The following is an 18,092-nucleotide window of genomic DNA, read 5'->3' as shown; positions in this document are numbered from 1 at the left end:
GGAAAACCCGTGCTCACGTTCCCGATTTATGTGCTGGGGGATGCATCCTCGTTCTACTCGGTGCTCAATAGCGTCGCGATGATCTTCGGCCAGAAGAGCTTTATCCTCGCCGCCGAACTCACTGCCGCGCTCATTGCGCTGCTCGCGTGCCTGGCCGGAGCGATCGGCCGCCTTGCCGGCGACAACCACCTTGGACAGCACCCGATCACGACGCCGCTCATGTTCGCCGGCATGGTGGCGTTCATGTCGATTCCGACCTCCGTCATGGTCGAAGACATCTATTCCGGCAACACGGTGAAGGTCGATAACGTCCCGCTGATTATCACCGCGCCGGCGAGCCTGTTCACCACGGGCGCCTACAAGATCTTCGACTTTGCCAATACCTCGTACCAGAGCGTGAATGGCAGCTACATGGGCGTATCGACGTCTGGCTTCGTTGTGCCGTTGAAGCTGCTTCTGTCGATGCGGCATGGCGTCAGCGGGGCGGACCCATTCCTGACGGCGAATGTTTCGCAGTTCATGATCGACTGCGTCAACGGCTCCACGACATTCAACAAGGCAGACGCGGCCGGCGCGTACGGACAAGCCCCGGATGCACTGGCCTATATCGTTGCCAATGCGCGGCCGTCCGGCCTGACGAACTACTACGATCAGGCCAGTATCCCAAACGGCACCTCGATGGCTTGCCCCGATGCGGGACAGAAGCTGCTCACCGATGCGACGAACTTCTACAACAGCAAAAAGTTCACCACGCTAGTCAATCGCAATGCCAACGAGAAGAACCCCAACGATCCGCAAGGCATGTTCAAGCTTGGCGACATCGAGGCGGCAATCCAGAACATCGGCCAAGTCGGCAGCGCCGTCTCCGGCAGCCAGCAGGATGCGCGCGCCTATGCACTCAACGCGCTCTTTCACAATCTGACGCGGGATACTTTCCGCTGCATGGACAGCACCAGCAGCCAGCAGGACTTCAATACCTGCACCATCGCGCTGAATCAGGCGTTCGAGAAGTGGAAGGCCGAGTCGACCGCGAACGGCACGTTCTTTACCCGGATGATGACCCCGGCCATCGTGTTCCTGCAGCTGATGTTCTTCGGGTTTTCGCCCATCGTGATCATCTACAGCCTGTTCAAGGGCGCAGGTGCCTTGCCCCTGTATGTCAAATACCTCGGTTTCGGTATCTGGACGAGCTCGTGGCTGCCGTTCGCTGCGGTCATCCAGATGTACATCCAGTCCAATGTTTCCGACAAGCTGGCGGCGATCCAGGCCGGGACTGGCATGCTCGTGCCGGCGAACATTGAAGCGCAGTTCGACATCATCAGCACGCGCCTGGCGCTGGCGTCGGATCTCTTGGCGGCTACGCCAATGGTGTCGCTTGCCCTTCTGTCCGGTTCGATCTACTCGCTCAGCAATCTTGCCAGCAAATGGAATGGGCAAGGGCATACCGATCCAAGCCTTGTTACGCCGCCCGTATCGAGTGCAGCGCCAGTCATGGCCAGCCATGCCTCGGAGGTGAACCGGCAAGGCAATATGGTCAAAGCCGAGAACGCAGCCAACAGCAGCCTTACCTTCAACGTGGCAAACCAGGCCGGCATTGCCAGCGCAGACACGGCGAGAAACTCGGCGATGGAGTCGATCAGCCAACAGTTGCAGGCGTCGTTGCAGGATACGAATTCTTCAATGCGTGATATCAAAGCCGCTTACGGTACGAGCCAGGTTGATTCCATAGCGCACGGATATCAGACATCCAATGGCATTCGCTTGTCCACCGAACGCGGGAAAGGTATTAGCGTCACGAAGGAGCAAGCGCAATCTCTCGCACAGGATACAACGTCGACGGCGGCGCTTACTTCGAGCATCAGCTCTGCACTTGCGGGGCAGTTGACGAACACGCTTGGCTCGAAACTGAAGCCGGCGCAAGCTCAAAAAGCGGTTAGCGACAGCATTGCGGCGCTATCAGCGAAAGATGCGTCTTTCGCCGGCAAACTGTTCGGCGACAATGCTGCGGCACGTGAGGCTGCTTGGGGCACTGTGGCGGACGGCGCTTACATGGCCGCTACCGTGGCGGCGGGCATCCTGACAGCGCCGGAAGGAGGAGCTGGAGGAATTGCGATGGCGACCGCTCGTGGTGCCGTTGGAGGAGCCTTCGCAAAGCAGGCCGGACGAGCTATATCGTCTGTCGTCGCGGGCACGAAAAACGTCGCTGGAAAGTTGAAAGGCATAGATGCGCGCGAGCTGGCAAGCCTGTACTCGAACGATGCAGACACAAAGGCGACCGCCGCTGCGCAGATCTCCTTGAAGAACTCGGATGCATACCGTTCGGCCTCGAGCGAAAATCAGTCTGAGGCAGTTAAGGTGATGAAGGATTGGGGCATGACCGAGACTACCAGCGCTCAGCGCCAGAACGCCACGACACGTTCCACCACGCTGACCGACGGCAGGTCGCATAGCGACGTCGACACGGCAAGCCAGATCTTCGGCAATGCGCTGCAAAAGGCCTTTGCGGTAGAACAGTCCTACACGTCCACCGTGTCTGCCGCGTCAGGCCAGACCGTGGCCAGGACAATGACGCCCGAAGCAGTGATGCAGGAATTGAAAGCCAATCCGGAAACCCGGGCAGCGAATGACGCGCTCGTGGCGCAACATTATCAACAGGACCTCCAGGGATGGAACAAGGCGCTCAAGCAAGCGGACAGTTTCATGCGCGGCACGCGCTTTTCGAACAAGGAGGATCAAGAAGCCGTACGCGAGACATTCGCGCTGGCCCTGATGGACCGCAGCTATGTGATGGGCGCCACAGATAGCCCGAACGCGAACCGCAATGCCGGCCTGCGCAAACCTGCGGAGCTGGATGAAGCGGGTGTGGCAAACCGCGTCGCCGGCGTTGCCCAACGTACTGCGGACGCTGTTCCGACTGCAGGTGTTCCGCGGCCGGGTGAAGTCGGCGCCAAGGTCGGGCATTTGCAGGAAGTCGGGGCACCGACGCCTCCACCGGCTGGCGCGGTTGCCGCGTCATTCGACAAGCCCAATGCGACGAACAACCGCGTCGATGCAGCGCTGCAAGCCAATGGGCAAGACAAGATGGAAATGGACAAACTGCAGCGTCAGGCCCCCACTCCAGTATCGGAAATTGCCCCTGGCGCGAAGGATATGGAGAATAAACGCGAGATGCTACAGGGAGCCGCCATTGCTGTAGCTGCCGGCAATACGGCGATCTCAGCCGTAAGTGGCAAGATGAATCGAGAAGCTGGCCTTGATCCGGAAGGGAAACCCTTAGGTGGATTCAAAGGTGCTCGGCCCGACGATTCTCAACACCCGCAGCCTCATGCACCTCAAGGCGGATCGCCAGGACGGCCGCCGGTTCTTCCTAAGCATAAACGATAGCCCCAACCCGATGTTCTGAAATGGCATGCCAGTCACCACGATGGCATGCCATTTTTTATGCCAATGCGACGGAAACGCCGGTCCGCATGAGAGGCCGGAGATTAAGTGTGTATATAATTATTGAACATGTTCTCCAGACAAACCTGAAGCAATTTCTTTGGCATGAGCTACCGCATCTACTTGCGCACCACCGATGGCAACATCTTCGAGCGGACCGAAACGGGGGCGCGCTCGATCGCCGAAACTGTCTTCGATACTTTTCTTGGCCGCGAAGAGCTTGAAGGCGAGGCGATCAGCGTCCACCTGGAATATCTGCGCTCGGCCTTGGCAACCCACCGGTTCGACTCGGCGCCCGGTACGCCGGACAACTGGCAGGGAAAATTGAGAGAGATCCCGTGGCCGGCCAGCCAAGGGCAGGTTGGACGGCCTGCGGAGCTGGAAGGCGGCGCACGGCACAACGTCTACCTCGACGCGGTCAGCATCGCACGGGCGAAGAAGCTCGGCAAAGGCAATCTCAGCGAAGGCATTCGAATTGCGCTGAGCTGGATTTCCTGAATAGCAGAGAGGCCCCCATGATCACGAAAAAGCTCCTGCCTGGAGGGCGTCCGCGGATCACAGAACTAGGCAATGGCACCCTGTATCGCGCCTTCGTCGCGCTCCCGGAGTCCATGACCGAGCCGGATCGGCCGCTACAGGAAAGAGTGGTCTTCTTCGAGGCACCGCATAACGCAGACTACGCTGGCCACGTGGAAGCCCTGCTCGCGAAGGTATGGGGCGTCAATACGCTCGACTGGTGTGCTCGCGGCTATATATACAACATCACTTCGGCGACCGAGCTGATGAGTTGGGCATTCGACGTCGGACAAGACAGCGATCTCACCCTGTTTGAAACCGGTTCGGGCGGCAATGGCATCGAGGCGGTGGGCCCGAACCGGATCCATTACGCCCGCACTGGCGATGTCGATTTGTTTGTCACGCCGCGGGTCGCGCGCCGTCTGCAGGACGCGCTTGATGCTATTGAACTGCTGTATCAATTGGATGTCAGAGGGAAAGGCTAGGCCCAGCGCCCCGCACGCATCAAAAGACGACAGGCAGGAAAGCAGATTGATGAAGTCGGATGAACAAAACCGAATGTGGAAGCAGCTCGAGTTAGAACTCGTTCGCAGTGATGGTGAAGTCGCCAGAGCGGACATGGCGCCCGGCGATCCAGTCTATTATTGCGAGGATGCGTATCCCGACGAGATGGTCCGCGAATGGGCCGATGGGCGCAAGGAACTGGTGAGAGTCAGCTTTGAGGGTAAGGTCGTGCGCGCAAGGCCCTATCCCAAGGACACGGCATGAACAGCAAACTCATTCTGAGCGATCGGTTCAAAGACCTGTGCGATATCGCCGTACGCAAGGCCGTTGCTCAGGCAGACGCCAAGAGCCTTCCTCGCGCCTACGCGCCCCTCTCTGACGGCGCTACGGCGCGCGGCCAAAGCGGTACCCCATGCCGTGCGCAAGTTGCGGCGACCGAGCGCCAGCCGAGCGGCAATACCGATACCGCACAATAGCTGTAACCCTCTGCCGCAGCGCGCCCACGGCACTTCAATCACATGCTTTTCGAGACCATCGCGCCTGCGAGCTTGAAGAAGAGTTCGCGGTCGCCGTTCGTATCGTCCGGCGTAATGACATAGCGGCCGCCGATCGCGAGCGTCGGCGTGGCCGACACCTGGTAGGCCACCAAGTCGTCATAGGACTTCTTGACCGCCTCGGTGGTGACTTTTTGCCAGCTCTCGGCAAATCCCGGCATCTTGGCTACCTTTGCCGCCGTTTCCCAGGTACGCGGATCATCCTGCTTCATGCCGCGATCCTGAATCTCGGTATAGGCCGACCCGACGAAGTCATAGATCTTGGCGCGATCCGCCTTCAGTGCGGCGAAGTAAGCCCGTGCCGCGATCACGGTATCCCGCTGCGGCAGCGTCACCGGCACGAACTCCAGCTGCCATCCTTGCGGCAGCGATTCGCCCCACTGCGCGATCGAAGCATGGTATGCCGCGCATACCGGGCAGGTGAACGCGAAAAAGCAGAGCACCTTGCGGGAATCAGCTAACCGGAAGCCCACTTCCCGAAAAGGCATCTTCAGGGGCTGCGATTCCGCCTTCTGTGCGCTGGCAATGGCTGGCGCCGCAAGAAGTGCACCGGCCTGCGCAAGAAACAAACGACGATTCATAGAGTTCTTCCTTATTTAAAAATTCCTTGTTGACCAGCATGTCGAACAGCGACTCCCGCTGGGTTTGCGACTTCCATTCCTGCACGGTTGCTTTCAGCTCCTTCTCCGTCAGCATTCCGCGCATGACGAAAAAGAAGGCGCACTCCGGAGCGCTCTCGGTCAGGCCGATCGCATCCACGACCTGTTCGACGGTGCAGATTCCTTGTTCGATCAGGATTTCCCCCAATCTGGTGAGCCGTCCCTGCTTGTAGCGGCTTACCTGAATTTCCAGCGCCTTCGTGATCTGGGTGAGCTCGGCTGATCGATTCGCCACCAGTACCTCGCCCAGACGCCGCACTTCCGGAAGGATCGCATCCTGGCCGACGATCTTGCGCACCTGATCCATGGAGGTGACGCCGTCATTGGCAAGCCGAACGCCCGCCTGCGCAAGGGTCTCGAATTGCATCTGCCTCGCGGCGGCATTGAAGATCGGCAGTTCCCCCTGACCCGAGACAATCGCCGCCCTGACTGCCCTGTCGGCTTTCACCATCTCGATGATGGGGGTCTTGTTGGTGAACTTCTGTTCCTTGTCGAGCCGAGGAAAGTAAAGTCCCTGCGCATCGATGCCGTGGAGCGCCAACCATGCCGAATCGAATTCGGAGGGAGGTTGCCACTCGAAGCCATCGTCCGGGTCGATCGTCGGTACCAACCGCTGCGCCAGCACGCCGCGCAAGGCCGCGGCCAGTGTCTGCGGATCGACACCCAGTTCGATGAGGCGCGTAATCGCCAGCGCGGAATTGTTCGCGTGCAGGGTCGAGAGCACCAGGTGGCCGGTATTGGCGGCGCTGACGGCAATCTTGGCGGTTTCCGCGTCGCGGATTTCGCCCACCAGGATCACATCCGGGTCCTGCCGCAGGATCGCCCGCAGCGCATCGGGGAAGGACACATGCTGGTCGATGTTGACCTGCCCGATGCCCGGAATCACATACTCCACCGGGTTTTCGATGGTCATCAGATTGCGCTTGCCGTCATTCAGCGCGCCGAGCAGGCCGTAAAGCGTCGTGGTCTTGCCGGAGCCGGTCGGGCCGCAGACCAGCAGAAGTCCCTGTGGCTCCTCGATCAGCTCGTCAAGGTAGTACCGAGTCATCGGCGTCATGCGGATCGAATCCATCGACATGGCGGCATTCGCCTGGTCAAGCAGGCGGCAGACGATTTTCTGGCCACCGACCACCGGGATGACCGAGACGCGCACGTCGACACTGCGGTCGGCATAGCGCAGGCGCATGCGCCCGTCCAGCGAGCGATGGCGATCCGCTTGCGACATTTGCGCACGCGCCCGAATCTTCTCGTCGAAATGCTTGGCCATTTGCGCATCAATGACGATCACTTCCTCGAGCACGCCGCCGGCGCGGAAACAGATCTGGCAGCGGCCCTCCTGAAACAGCAGATGCACGTCCGAGACGCGACGCGTCGCCGCATCGTGGAACAGGTCATTGAGCCGCTGGGTCGCTTCCCGATCGGTGTGGCCAATCGCAATAAACAGGTCTGGTTCGCGGATCATCGCCTATTCCGCCTTGCACACGTCAGCACGGCCGTAGAACTGCTGCGACAGGAACCGCTGGGTTCCCGCGTCCGCGTGGATGCTGTATTTCAGCATCTCCAGACGGGCGTCAGTGCTGAGCCAGTTGTGGCCAGCCCAACGCACACCGTCCATCGCGATCCTGACCGGCGCCGCGCCGCGGTCGACACGGGTACAGGAGTCGGGCGATGCCATGACATACAGGGCGAACCCGATGGTAAGGGCGGAGGCTGCGCCTCCAATGATGGTTTTCAAGGACGCATTCCTATGTTGAGGTTTTTCCAGACCCGCATGGCATACGCCTCCTGTTTGTCGGTCGAGCGGGCGTTGTACGCGCCCACCGCCTTCCAGGTGCGGCCATGCTGGACAAAGTTATTTGCCAGAACCCAGGCACCGACATTCACGTTCGTGCAGGGATCAAAAAGGCGTGTCCGGTCGATCCCCCATTTCCTGAGCGTCGGCAGCCAGCTGTCATTGATCTGCATGAGGCCGATATCGGCCGAGCCATTGGCATTGATGTTGTAGGCGTTCGGACGGAAGCCGGATTCAGTCTTCGCAATCGCCATCAGCAGCTGCTTGTCGACGTGATAGCGATGCGCCGCTTCATCGAAGCAGAACGCATGGGCGCTCATCGACATCACGGAGAGCGCGGCAAAAGCGGATACAGTGCGGGTATTCATCCGTGTTATTATAGCAGTACAACACATGTAGCTATATCACACGGGTATATTTTTATGCAGATACTGCGACACCCCGGCCGCGCGCTCATCGCGCTCGCTCTCTTTACGGCTCCTTTCGCGATGGCAGAAGAAGCTCCGGGCATGGCCGACAAGATGATGGCCGTCCTCGGGGAGGCCAAGGACAGCGCGGAAGTGCTGCGCGCATGGAGCGCCTATCGCTCCGGCAGCAAAGCGGCCATCGGCGAAATGTTCGCGCTGGCGAAGAACGGCAATGCCACCGCGCAGAATTTCGCCGGCTGGATGCTCGACAATGGGAAAGGGGTCAAACAGGACAGCGCGGCGGCGTTCAACTATTTCGCCGCCTCCGCCCGGACTTATCCGCTGGCCAAATACAATCTCGGCGTGCTGTACTTCTTCGGCCGCGGCGTTCCGAAAAACGAGGATCGCGCCATGGCAATGTTCAAGGAAGCGGCGACTGGCGCTGGCGTCCAGCAGGCGCAGGTCCGGCTGGCGCTGCATGCGCTGTCCAAGGGGGATCGGAACGAGGCGTGGAAGTGGGCGAACGAGGCGTCGAACCGGGGGAATGTCCTCGGCTTCTATCTGATCGGTCGGATCCTGTTCGAGAAGAAAAGCTACAAGGAAGCCTATGCATGGCTCATGAAGGCGTCGCAGGCCTCGGAGGCGAATTCCCCTGCGCTGATGTCGAAGATCTATGAGCAGGGCCTTGGCGCCGACAAGAATCCGGTGATGGCGGCGGCCTGGTGGATGATCTATACCGGGAAAAACAAGGACAAGGTCGGCGCGGGCAGTCTCCCTTCTTTCAATCTGGATGACGCCGAGATGCGCGAGGCGACGTCTTTCGCCAACAACTGGCTGGCGACCCATGGAAGCAGCCAGAAAGTGGATTACAAGAACACGATTTACGAGGTTTTCGCCCGTTGATGCGCGCATAGGACGAAAAAAAACCGGGCTTCGCGCCCGGTTTTCTTTTTCTGCAGTGCCTTTCTCACTTCGCAGGCGACGTGGTCAGCGTCGGGTTGTTCGTCAGCGGGTTGTTGTTCACGCGCGTGCTCATGTTGTTGCTGATGCGCTGGCTGATTGCGTTAGCGTCCGGCACCTGGACCGAGGACATGATATCGGTCACAAACTCGCTCATATCCACCTTGGAGAAGTCGAGATGCTGGAACTCGTCGGCCGTGAAGCCACGGCAATCCGGGTTCTCCGCGGTACCGAAATTCCTGCCGAGCTGCGGCCGGCCCTGTTCGTTGATGATGCGCGACAGCTTACTATTGAAGCAGCAGTAGTTTTGCGTGGTTTCCACACATCCCCCCAGGAATTTGCTCGAGCAGTAGGAACCAACATAGGTACACAGGTTCGATCCACGCGCCATGCCTAGCTTTTGTTCTTCAGGCGTACAGGAGATCATATCCATGACAATTTGGAGTGCCACCGCAAATGCAAGCGCGTAAGGATTAAAGTAGAGGGCCGGCATCCCAGCCTCACCTCCCAAAATAGCTACCGATTCAGTGCCGAGGAAGGATGGTGCGGCGCCGCCTGCTCCTACGCTAAAGCCGTACGCGCCGAATGACGCCGAGAAGTTCGTCGGTTCAAAAAGTGTCGAGACGCACGAACTACCAGAGCCGAGCCAGCCGGTATCGCTGTAGAGGAAGTCGTACGCGTACTTGCTTCCCAGATTCGCCACCTCTTTTGCTCCTGCGGTACCCGCGCTTGCAAGCATCTGCGTCATGACGCTGTTGTTGTCTTGCCCAGCGGCCGTATCGGTCTTGCAGCAGTTCTTCAAGCCGATATACCCCTTGGTACAGCCTTCGGCAACACCACGGAAAAGGTTGGACGCGTCCGGATCATACTTGCCCGCTTCACGCGCTGCCTCCTGCATTGCCACCACCTGCGCAAAGTCCGTATCGTTCGGCGACGAGGCATCCCAGCATTCCCCGTTCTGGCACACCTGACGCACGCTGCAATCCTCTTCCGTCTTGGTTTCACCCTTGCGAACCACGCAGCTATAGGAAATTTGCTTCATCGTGCAACCGAGACCGTTCGGATCTTGCGTCAGACAGGTGGAATCCACCTGAGAGCACCCCTTATCCTTCAGCGCCTGACAATCGTCTGTCTTGGTCGGCAGGAGGCAGGCGTACTCATCCTGGTACTGCCAGCAGTCATGGTAGACGGGAAGACCGTTGATGTTCCGCGTCTCCGGACCCTGCGTGCAGGTATGCGACGCCAGCTGGCAGTGACTGTTCTGCTCATCGGGCAAGCACTGCGTATGGTCGAACTCGTCTTTCACAACCGTGTAGGTGTTGTCCAGCCGGACCGTATTGGGCGGCGTCGGCTGGTTCACGTCGTTGCAGCGATAGGTCAGGGTCTGGTCGAGCACTGCGCCGTTGAACGCATAATCCTTGACCGTTACCGAGGACTGATAGCAGCCCGGCGTGTTGGCGATTCCCGAACAATAGTCAACGCTGTCCGGCTTGATGCACTCATAGGTATCTTCTAAATTCCAGCAGCCGCCCGCCTGGTCGATCGTCACGTAGACGCCATCGATGTACTTCCCGGGGGTCGTATCCACGCAAACTTCACCGACTTTGCGGCAGTCGCCGGCGTGCACAGACGATCCGAAGGCAGTGAGGATGAGCGGGAAGAGAAGCGCGACAAATTTCCTCACTGCGCCCTCGCTTCCAGCGTCTGGCAGGTGTTGGTGGTGCCAGCGTACTGTACTGACTTCGAGTACGTCTGGTAGCTGGCCTGAACCGTCAGCGTGCCGCTATAGGTTCCGCGCTGGTCACCATAGCTGATGTTCGGGCTATACCTACTGCCGTCGGGGCTCTGACAGTAATAAATGTTGCTATCGGAATCGTAATACGCTCCGCTGCCATCGGCGCAAGTGTAGTAGGTTGGCGGTGGGCCATAGAAAATGTCCGCGTAATAATTGCCGGTGCAGTTCCCGTTGTTGCAAGTCGTATTGCCCCGCAACGTCGCGTGGCAGTTCGAGAAAGAGACGTCCTGGTAATAATTGGCCGGCTGGTAACCGTCATAGTTGCCGCCGTCGTACCTCTCGGCTTCGGCGATCTGAACGTGCAACGTAGGCGCATCAGTCGGCGAACATACATATTTCACCGTTAAGCTGTCGCCGCCGATACAAGGGTCCGAGTTCAGGGTGGCGCTATGCTGGCTCACGCTGATTTCCGAGCCGACCGTGCAACTCGGCGTCATCACCGTGTTGAAGTAGGGCGACTTGTTGCACTTCGGGTATTCGTAGGCATTCAGCGTCTGATCGCACTGGTAGTTGGAATAATCGTCCACTACCACTTGCCGTCCCATGATGCAGTCATTGTTAGCGACGGGGTTATATTCGTTGCAGGATTCGATGCGGTGCTCGTCCGGTGTGGTCGTGGTTTTCATCACGCACCCGTTGTCGGACAGGGTATCCAGCTTCGCCTTGTTGATCGCGTCGCGCCCGGCCAGGATCGCCGGATCGTTCGACGGCAGCTGGAAGCGCTTGCGATTGTCCGGGTTCTTCGCCAGGAAATTGACTGCCTCGCATTCCTGATTGGCCATCTGGTCCGTCCCCTTGGCTTCGGTCTTGCAGCCGTTGATGCGCGACACGCCGATCCCGAAGATGTCGGTGGACGAAAATCCCGCCCCCTGTTTCGGGTTCGGGTTGTAGTAAGGGGTATCCTGCGCCTTCGCAGGACTGGCGTTTGCCGCGGAACTGTTGACCGTGCTCTTGCCAAAGTTAATGCCCTGATCATGGCTGGACGTGAGCTTGGCCGGATCGAATACGGGCTTGCCGGCATGGGAGCCTGCGGCCATGCAGGCTGAAAGCACCGCCACCGCAATATGGAGTTTCCTCATTTGAAGTCCTTACTCGATGGCTGGGGCGGGACTGGGAATTGCGCGATATTGACCCCGTCAGAAGGATAGGAGCCGTCCGCGCAGACGTTCATCTCGAATGTGGTTTCAAACGGCTGGTTGCCGCCGCCAATCGTCGGTACCGCTTCCTGGCCGAGCGTGAACTTGAGCCGGCCGCATCCGACATCCTTGAATCGCTTCACAAGGACGACCTTGGCCTGCACCGGGCTCGACGAGCGTGTGATGGTTTGGATCTTGCCCGCGATCCCATCCGACATCTGACCGACAAATACCCCTTCCTGCAGTGCGGTCCGGACGATGGTCTTGCTGTCGGCGGCATGCGCCGGCGATGCGAGCGCCGCCACGGTGGTCAGGGCGATCGCCAGCGGCGCCAGCCGGTTTGTTCTTCTTGAAGCCATGCTTTTCCCTTGATGATTTTTGTATACCCGCCTAGTATATCCACTTGTTATGGCTTTGTATGCAGAAACGTAGATAAGGGGTACAAATTGAGTTCAAAAGGAGCGCACTTCGCCGTCGGCGTGCTGGTTGCCGCGGCATCGGTGTATGTGGCAAGGGATGTTTTTTCGCCGTGGCAGCTGCTGCTGCTGGCCTGCGGCTGCGTATGGGGCTCCAGTTCGCCGGACTGGATGGAAATCTCTGGCTGGGCGTGGTGGGGAACGCGCTACTCGCTGATACCGCACCGGACCATCACGCATTGGATGATGGCCTGGATTGCAGCTACCATTTGGACCATGTGGCACGCGGTGTCAGATGGCACGTTTGTATGGTGTATTGCGGCCGGTTTTACGCTCAGCGGCCTGACTCATGTGCTCATGGATGCGCGTACGCCGATGGGTGTGCCCGTCTTCCATCCATACAAGCGGCGCAAACAAGTTAGACACAGTAAGAAACGATAACGATGCCGATCCCGACGCAAGCCTTGCCAGTTTTATATTATTTGTTCGTCCCGCTGCTACTGACGGCGCTCATCGCCGCGAAATTGCGCAGCGTGTTCCTCTTTTCCCTCCTGGCTTTTATCGGGACGTTCGTTCATGAATGCCTGCATCTCGGCGTTGGCGGGCTCCTCAGGGCCAAGCCGGTCGGGATGTCGATCCTGCCGAAGCCGGGCGCCGAAGGCAAAATCGAACTCGGCTCGGTCAGCTTCGCCAATATCACCTGGTACAACGCGCTTCCCTTGGCCATTGCCCCTTTGCTCGGTTTGCCGCTCGCAGCGGCGATCGCCTACTGGCGCGTCCAGGACGGGTGGGCCTTTCAGTGGCTTGACGTCCCACTATGGATCGCGTTGGCTTCCTTGCTCCTCGGCTGCTGGCCATCGCGCACCGACTGGAAAATCTCACTGAAATCCTGGCCGATCTATCTCGGCATCGCGGGTTTTTTCGCCTGGCCTCATCTTCCATTCGCTTGAGATGCATCTCTCCTTCGCAAGGCCAACGTGAGCGCCTCAACGAAGGAGAAACTGATGGAATCGACAGCGATCAAGTCGTGCGGGAACTGCGAACACAGCACCCCGAGCACCGTGGAAAACATGGAGCGCTTTGTCTGGTGCATGAAACGGCAAGAGATGGGGGGATGCATGGAAGCGGTATTCCTGTCTCCGCACCATGAACGAGAGTGCAGGGCGTTCATGATGCGCGGTTCGGATGCAGTCGCCGCTGAAGAACCGGATTTGCTTCTTGCCGAAGCGGTGCTCCCAAGCACGCGCGAAATGGTGTCGACCATGCCGATGGCGATACCAGCGCCAGAAGTGAAACGCATGGCGGTCGAACCAAGTCCGCCGACGAAACCAACGACAGCGGATCTGTTCGTCGACTTGTTCATTTAATACCAACCCAGTCCCTAACGCTTCGGCGTAGGGACTTTTTTCGTATCAAAACCGCATATACGGCACTGCGCAGCGACGTTGAATGCAAGATTTTGTTTCTTATCAGAAATACGTTAGGTATTATATCTTTCTGTGGAGCATTACCGGGTGTTAGGAGAATGGTCTTCTACACCTTCAAGGAAAATGAAATGAAATCTCTTAAGCTTCTTGTCGCAACCGCCGCGCTGGTCGTTTCTACCCATGCCTCAGCCTGTCTGCTCTGTGACTTTTTCCCGTCGCAGGTCGCCGCGGATTCCAAGCTGTCGTATGGCACCGTGGTTTCTGCGGAGCCTGTGGACATGAATGAAGTGGACTACAGCACGATGCATGATCAGGCAGGCGCGCAAGTCGGAGCAGCTGTAACCGGCGGAAGCCTGACCGGTGCAATTGTCGGCGGTGTCGCTTCCATGGTGGTCGATGCCGTGGTTCATAAAGGGCCGAAGGTCATCGACGGCTATGTCGTCACCATCGAACTGGATAACGGAGAAAAAATGGTCGTGGCTCGGACGAAAAACGAAGTGAAGTCTCACTTATATGACACAGTAGGTCATCGCGTGTCGGTAGTTGAGTCTCCCAAATCCACTTATATAACCGGTTCGCGCGTGACCAACGAAGAGGCACCGGCCATGATTGCTCGCCGCGCGCCACACCAAGTCCAGAAGGCCGCAGACAGCGAGTCCAAGGCAACTCCGGCTGCGGCAGCTCCGGAGAAGCTGGAAGCAGCCCCCCAAGCAGAGGAAAACAAGCAAGTCTCTGCAAACTGAGAGCAGCCCCACGGGTATACCCACGGGGCTGTTTTTTTTCGTCCCGCCATTGGATTGCACAATCCAATTCTCCTTATCTCTCGGTGTTTGCCATCTCCAGGGTGCCAGGCTTACGCACAAGCCTGCATCCATTCACTTTCAGGAGATGCAAATGTTCAGAGTCGGAACCTGGGTCGGCGCCAAGCGCTGGCCTAACCATATGAGTCACCCGGACCACTGGGGCAAGCCGATCGGTGGTCAAGTCCTCGACTTCACCGATCCGCGCGCATGGGCCAACACGCCGCAATTCCCCAGCGATAACCCACACGCCGGCGACGTCATGGGCGTCGCGTTGAAGGCCAAGGCCGCAGGGCAGCTCGATAACGTGATCCCGGTGTACTGGGATTTCGGCACGCACCGCCGCGTCTATTGGGAACCTGTTTCGACGGTCCACACCTTCGAAGAGGATATCGCCCTGTGGAAGGCAGCCAAGGCGATGAAGTGGGATCAGTTGCTTCATCCCCGCAGGAAGAAGCCGCGCAGCATTGCGGAATTTCTACCCGAAACCCTGCAGCATCTGGCGCATGCCTGATCTGCGCCGCCCCGACATGGATTCGTCCTGTCGGGGTTTTTTATTATCTTAGAGTATTATCTTCTCTTGTTATCTACTATAATCCCTCATCCGTTTTCACCTCTCGCATCATGTCCGAAAGTCTTGGCCGCCTCACCCGATTAGGATTCAGCTCGCTTGCCGAGTGTCTCCTGTGCGCGCCCAAGGAATTCCTGGATTTTCTGGAACCGATCCATCTTCTTCCGATCCCGGATCAGCAGCAGAAGCACTACCTCGTGCTCACTCTCACAGCGCAGGAACTCCTCGACAAGCAGGGACTGGCAGTACACGACTGGAACAAAGCGCACCGCCTGAACATGCGCGCCGTCGATGGCCGCGGCGAAGGCATCACCATTACTGTTTTCGGCACGGTGCGGGACTGGACCCATCTGGTGCCGGGGGATTCTCTCCACATTTACGCCGAAGTCGTGACATGGAAAGGTCGGCGCCAGATCAATTCTCCGGAGCTCATCCCCGAGGATCAACGCGGCCGCATCTGTCCGATCTACGCCGGCAAGCCAGGGCAGGTAAAAGCGACATCCGTCTCCGAGGCGGTCGCCAAGGCGCTGCCGCAGATCGATCTGGCCGCCTGCCTGCTGCTGGAGCAACTTGGCATGCGCGAATCCGATTTCCGCGACTTTACTGGCTTGGGCGATCCAGTGGACCTGCTGCGCCATCTGCACCAGCCGCCATCGATGGCGCTGGCGGAACGGGCGCTCGTGCTGGCCAAGCGGCTGTCGATCAAGGCAATCCTGAATCGCGCCGAGCGCAATCAGGCACGCTATCCGGTGGCCGGCTCCCTGATTGCGATTAACCGCCAGACCGTCGCGGAACTGATCGATCGAGTGCCTTTCCCTCTGACCGGTGACCAGCACCAGGCGATCACTGAAATCATCTCGGATTTGCGTTCGCCGTTCCCGATGCGGCGCCTGCTGTCAGGCGACGTGGGAACCGGCAAATCGCTGACGTTCATGGTTCCGGCTGTCGCGGCATTCACCGCCGGCGCGAAGGTGGCCATCATCGCCCCGAACCAGCTTCTCGTGCCGCAGATCGCCAACGAGATGCGCGGCTACTTCCCGGAAGTGCCGGTGACGGAAGTGGTTTCCGGCTCACGCGTAGGCGACGGCATCATCGTCGGCACCACGGCCGTGCTCGCCCAGGCGGCGAAGCATGGACTGGTATTCGACCTAGTCGTCATCGATGAGCAGCAGAAGATGAGTGTTGGCCAGAAGCAGGCGCTGCTGTCGGACCACACCAACTTCCTCGAGGCGACCGCCACCGCGATCCCGCGGACCTTGGCGCTTGTGCAGTTCGGCGGCATGGCGTTGTCGATCCTGCGCGAATGCCCGGTCAAGAAGGAAATTGTCTCCCGCACGGTGCCGAAGCAGGAGCGCGCCCGTCTCTTCGACTTCCTCAACACCGTCATAGGGCGTGGCGGGCAGGTGGCGATCGTCTACCCGCTGGCCGAGGACAAGGGCGACGGCGAACGGGCTTCGGTCGAAGCCGCCTTCGAGCGCTTCCGTACCAGGATGACCGGCCGCGTCGGCATGCTGCACGGGAAAATGTCCGGTGAAGAGAAGAACGCCGTCATCGACCGCATGAAGGCTGGCGAACTGGATGTGCTGATCAGCTCTACCGTCATCGAGGTCGGAATCACCTTGCCGTCGCTGCGCGCCGTGGTCATTGTCCACCCCGAGCGCTTCGACACTTCACAGATGCACCAGCTGCGCGGCCGTCTGGCGCGCAAGGGCGGCAAAGGCTACTTCTTCATGTACACGCCGGAAGATATTGAAGACACCGCCCGTGAGCGCCTGCAGCTGATGGTGGAGTGCCAGGACGGCTTCACGCTGGCCGAGCGCGACGCCGACCTGCGCGGCTTCGGCAACGTCGACGGCGACAGTGGTGAGCAGACCGGTGCGACGCGCATCCTGTTCTGGGGAATCGATCTCAGTCGCCACGACATCGAGGCGGGAAACAAGGCGCTGATCAAAGAAGCGCAGCCGGCGCCAGAACTGGCCGCATAACAAAGCATAAAGAAACGACAATCAACTGCCGATAACAACTAGACAACTACGAAAACATCATGGAACACGACTTCTTGCCCGACTTTGATACCCCGACTTTCATCCATCCGGCCGCGATGGATGGCAAGGAGCCGCCGCGCATTCCGATCCAGTCGATGCTGTACGCTCTGGACGCCGCTTTGCGCTCGAATGACCTGAATATCTTTGCGCCGCCGAACGACGACTACTGGCATTTGTTCATGTGGCAGTTCGATATGTATGCGGCCAATATCTATGTCGACGACAGCACCAAGGAAGCCAAGGTGGATCTGTTCCCCTTCCTTGAAGGGGCCATCTCCACGGCACATCCGCTGGTCCGGGATTTTTCGGTCGCCAAGGCGCTGTATGTTTTCCCGGCAGGCAACGCCTGAAATGTCTATGCAAACAATTGACATCCCAATTCGAGAACTCGTTAGCATTCCGTTCCATACCAGGTATGCCAAATTCCATATCAAAACAGCGGCCGGTACAGTCTATATGCGTACAAGCAGCGATCGCCATGACGAAGAAAACGATGTCGTGGTAATGGTCGATGCAGAGAAATTCCTCGCGCTATGGCGAAAGCATCCGAACGAACTTTTCCGCAGTTTTGCTATGGGCGACCCTGATGTGTGGCGCAGAGATTACAAGTTTGCTGAGGCAGCGGATGGCTTTCTCAATAACCATACGAATCCAGTTCCATTGATCGACGTCGAGTGTGTCTCAAGGGCAAACGGCAGTTGGGTCGGCTTTAACAACGGGGTTACGCGTACCATCTATCTTTTAGCTAACGGTTGCAAATGCTTTCCGGTAGAGAGCCGATTTTCGAGTGGCGCACAAGACCTGTTCGACCTCGCCGGAGCATCGGGGACATCTATTGAAACAATCGCTTCTCTTGTTTCAGTACGCAGCACCTAAGAACCGAGATACGCAATCGTTATTCGTCCATCTTTCAATCACCTCACTTTATCGATCGACATTGGTCTAAGAGCCTATTCCAGTAGGCCAATTGCACGCCAGGTAATAACAGCGCACGCCAAATGAAGAAACGCAAGATAGGTTTTCGCCAGCTTTTCCCAACGAATCAGAACGCGGCGGAATCGGTTCATCC

21 protein-coding genes and 1 pseudogene are annotated in these 18,092 nt (G+C 58.6%); 14 read left to right on the top strand and 8 right to left on the bottom strand.

Going from position 1 to position 18,092, the window contains the following annotated elements:
- The first annotated feature begins 9 nt into the window (after nt 1-9).
- The 5 genes from JJB74_RS24685 to JJB74_RS24665 all read left to right on the top strand — a co-directional run bounded on the left by JJB74_RS24685 (nt 10) and on the right by JJB74_RS24665 (nt 4,937).
- On the top strand, nt 10-3,384 hold the full coding sequence (locus tag JJB74_RS24685; RefSeq protein WP_200596434.1) for a conjugal transfer protein TraG N-terminal domain-containing protein: 3,375 nt from the start codon (nt 10-12) through the stop codon (nt 3,382-3,384).
- Between the two features lie 162 nt (nt 3,385-3,546).
- The gene (locus JJB74_RS24680) at nt 3,547-3,939 is read left to right on the top strand and encodes a hypothetical protein (protein ID WP_200596432.1); all 393 of its coding nucleotides are present in this window, start codon (nt 3,547-3,549) and stop codon (nt 3,937-3,939) included.
- Nucleotides 3,940-3,956: 17 nt separating this feature from the next.
- Nucleotides 3,957-4,442 (top strand): hypothetical protein, encoded by a 486-nt coding sequence (locus JJB74_RS24675; RefSeq protein ID WP_200596431.1) that lies wholly within the window; start codon nt 3,957-3,959, stop codon nt 4,440-4,442.
- Nucleotides 4,443-4,491: 49 nt separating this feature from the next.
- Nucleotides 4,492-4,725, top strand: a complete 234-nt coding sequence (locus JJB74_RS24670; protein ID WP_200596429.1) for a hypothetical protein — start codon at nt 4,492-4,494, stop codon at nt 4,723-4,725.
- Complete coding sequence (locus JJB74_RS24665) at nt 4,722-4,937, top strand: hypothetical protein (protein WP_200596428.1); 216 nt, start codon at nt 4,722-4,724, stop codon at nt 4,935-4,937. The genes JJB74_RS24670 and JJB74_RS24665 overlap by 4 nt, the downstream gene beginning before the upstream one ends.
- 38 nt (nt 4,938-4,975) lie before the next feature.
- On the opposite strand, the gene JJB74_RS24660 is transcribed toward JJB74_RS24665, so the two are convergent.
- From JJB74_RS24660 to JJB74_RS24650, 4 genes are read right to left on the bottom strand one after another with little or no spacing between them, the layout of a single operon-like run.
- The gene (locus JJB74_RS24660) at nt 4,976-5,458 is read right to left on the bottom strand and encodes a thioredoxin domain-containing protein (protein WP_325170170.1); all 483 of its coding nucleotides are present in this window, start codon (nt 5,456-5,458) and stop codon (nt 4,976-4,978) included.
- A gap of 10 nt (nt 5,459-5,468) precedes the next feature.
- Complete coding sequence (locus JJB74_RS33440; RefSeq protein WP_234484828.1) at nt 5,469-7,136, bottom strand: GspE/PulE family protein; 1,668 nt, start codon at nt 7,134-7,136, stop codon at nt 5,469-5,471.
- A 3-nt stretch (nt 7,137-7,139) separates the two neighbouring features.
- A complete protein-coding gene (locus JJB74_RS24655) occupies nt 7,140-7,409 on the bottom strand; it encodes a hypothetical protein (protein WP_200596424.1) in 270 nt (89 codons plus the stop codon).
- The gene (locus JJB74_RS24650; RefSeq protein WP_200596422.1) at nt 7,406-7,786 is read right to left on the bottom strand and encodes a lytic transglycosylase domain-containing protein; all 381 of its coding nucleotides are present in this window, start codon (nt 7,784-7,786) and stop codon (nt 7,406-7,408) included. Before JJB74_RS24650 ends, JJB74_RS24655 begins: the two co-directional genes overlap by 4 nt.
- Here JJB74_RS24650 and JJB74_RS24645 point away from each other — a divergent pair.
- Nucleotides 7,775-8,776 carry a tetratricopeptide repeat protein gene (locus JJB74_RS24645; RefSeq protein ID WP_200596420.1) on the top strand — a complete coding sequence of 334 codons (1,002 nt, stop codon included), beginning with the start codon at nt 7,775-7,777 and terminating at the stop codon, nt 8,774-8,776. The genes JJB74_RS24650 and JJB74_RS24645 overlap by 12 nt on opposite strands.
- Before the next feature lie 64 nt (nt 8,777-8,840).
- On the opposite strand, the gene JJB74_RS24640 is transcribed toward JJB74_RS24645, so the two are convergent.
- From JJB74_RS24640 to JJB74_RS24630, 3 genes are read right to left on the bottom strand one after another with little or no spacing between them, the layout of a single operon-like run.
- A complete protein-coding gene (locus JJB74_RS24640) occupies nt 8,841-10,517 on the bottom strand; it encodes a conjugal transfer protein TraN (protein WP_200596418.1) in 1,677 nt (558 codons plus the stop codon).
- Nucleotides 10,514-11,707, bottom strand: a complete 1,194-nt coding sequence (locus JJB74_RS24635; RefSeq protein WP_200596416.1) for a hypothetical protein — start codon at nt 11,705-11,707, stop codon at nt 10,514-10,516. The genes JJB74_RS24640 and JJB74_RS24635 overlap by 4 nt, the downstream gene beginning before the upstream one ends.
- On the bottom strand, nt 11,704-12,123 hold the full coding sequence (locus JJB74_RS24630; RefSeq protein WP_200596415.1) for a hypothetical protein: 420 nt from the start codon (nt 12,121-12,123) through the stop codon (nt 11,704-11,706). The genes JJB74_RS24635 and JJB74_RS24630 overlap by 4 nt, the downstream gene beginning before the upstream one ends.
- 87 nt (nt 12,124-12,210) lie before the next feature.
- On the opposite strand from JJB74_RS24630, the gene JJB74_RS24625 reads away from it, so the two are divergent.
- The 8 genes from JJB74_RS24625 (at nt 12,211) to JJB74_RS24590 (ending at nt 17,899) form a co-directional block, all read left to right on the top strand.
- Nucleotides 12,211-12,621, top strand: coding sequence for a metal-dependent hydrolase (locus tag JJB74_RS24625; protein WP_234484827.1), 411 nt, complete (start codon nt 12,211-12,213; stop codon nt 12,619-12,621).
- Nucleotides 12,622-12,623: 2 nt separating this feature from the next.
- Entirely contained in the window at nt 12,624-13,130 is a 507-nt protein-coding gene (locus JJB74_RS24620) for a hypothetical protein (protein WP_200596414.1), read from the top strand.
- A gap of 120 nt (nt 13,131-13,250) precedes the next feature.
- Nucleotides 13,251-13,547: a hypothetical protein gene (locus JJB74_RS24615; RefSeq protein ID WP_200596412.1), complete on the top strand. Its 297-nt coding sequence runs from the start codon at nt 13,251-13,253 to the stop codon at nt 13,545-13,547.
- A gap of 158 nt (nt 13,548-13,705) precedes the next feature.
- Complete coding sequence (locus JJB74_RS24610; RefSeq protein WP_200596410.1) at nt 13,706-14,350, top strand: hypothetical protein; 645 nt, start codon at nt 13,706-13,708, stop codon at nt 14,348-14,350.
- 151 nt (nt 14,351-14,501) lie between these two features.
- On the top strand, nt 14,502-14,921 hold the full coding sequence (locus tag JJB74_RS24605) for a hypothetical protein (protein WP_200596408.1): 420 nt from the start codon (nt 14,502-14,504) through the stop codon (nt 14,919-14,921).
- Nucleotides 14,807-16,963, top strand: coding sequence for a helicase-related protein (locus JJB74_RS24600; protein ID WP_325170169.1), 2,157 nt, complete (start codon nt 14,807-14,809; stop codon nt 16,961-16,963). The genes JJB74_RS24605 and JJB74_RS24600 overlap by 115 nt, the downstream gene beginning before the upstream one ends.
- Before the next feature lie 59 nt (nt 16,964-17,022).
- The gene (locus JJB74_RS24595) at nt 17,023-17,373 is read left to right on the top strand and encodes a hypothetical protein (RefSeq protein ID WP_200596406.1); all 351 of its coding nucleotides are present in this window, start codon (nt 17,023-17,025) and stop codon (nt 17,371-17,373) included.
- Nucleotides 17,374-17,380: 7 nt separating this feature from the next.
- On the top strand, nt 17,381-17,899 hold the full coding sequence (locus tag JJB74_RS24590; RefSeq protein WP_200596404.1) for a plasmid fertility inhibition factor family protein: 519 nt from the start codon (nt 17,381-17,383) through the stop codon (nt 17,897-17,899).
- A gap of 74 nt (nt 17,900-17,973) precedes the next feature.
- Here JJB74_RS24590 and JJB74_RS24585 read toward each other — a convergent pair.
- Nucleotides 17,974-18,092 (bottom strand): annotated as a pseudogene (locus tag JJB74_RS24585) (IS5/IS1182 family transposase); the annotation flags it as partial.

The sequence above is a fragment of the Noviherbaspirillum pedocola genome (assembly GCF_016632335.1).
In the GTDB taxonomy this organism is placed as follows: domain Bacteria; phylum Pseudomonadota; class Gammaproteobacteria; order Burkholderiales; family Burkholderiaceae_D; genus Noviherbaspirillum_A; species Noviherbaspirillum_A pedocola.
The sequence above is the reverse complement of the archived record's forward strand: the minus strand, read 5'-3'. Positions and strand labels throughout refer to the sequence as shown.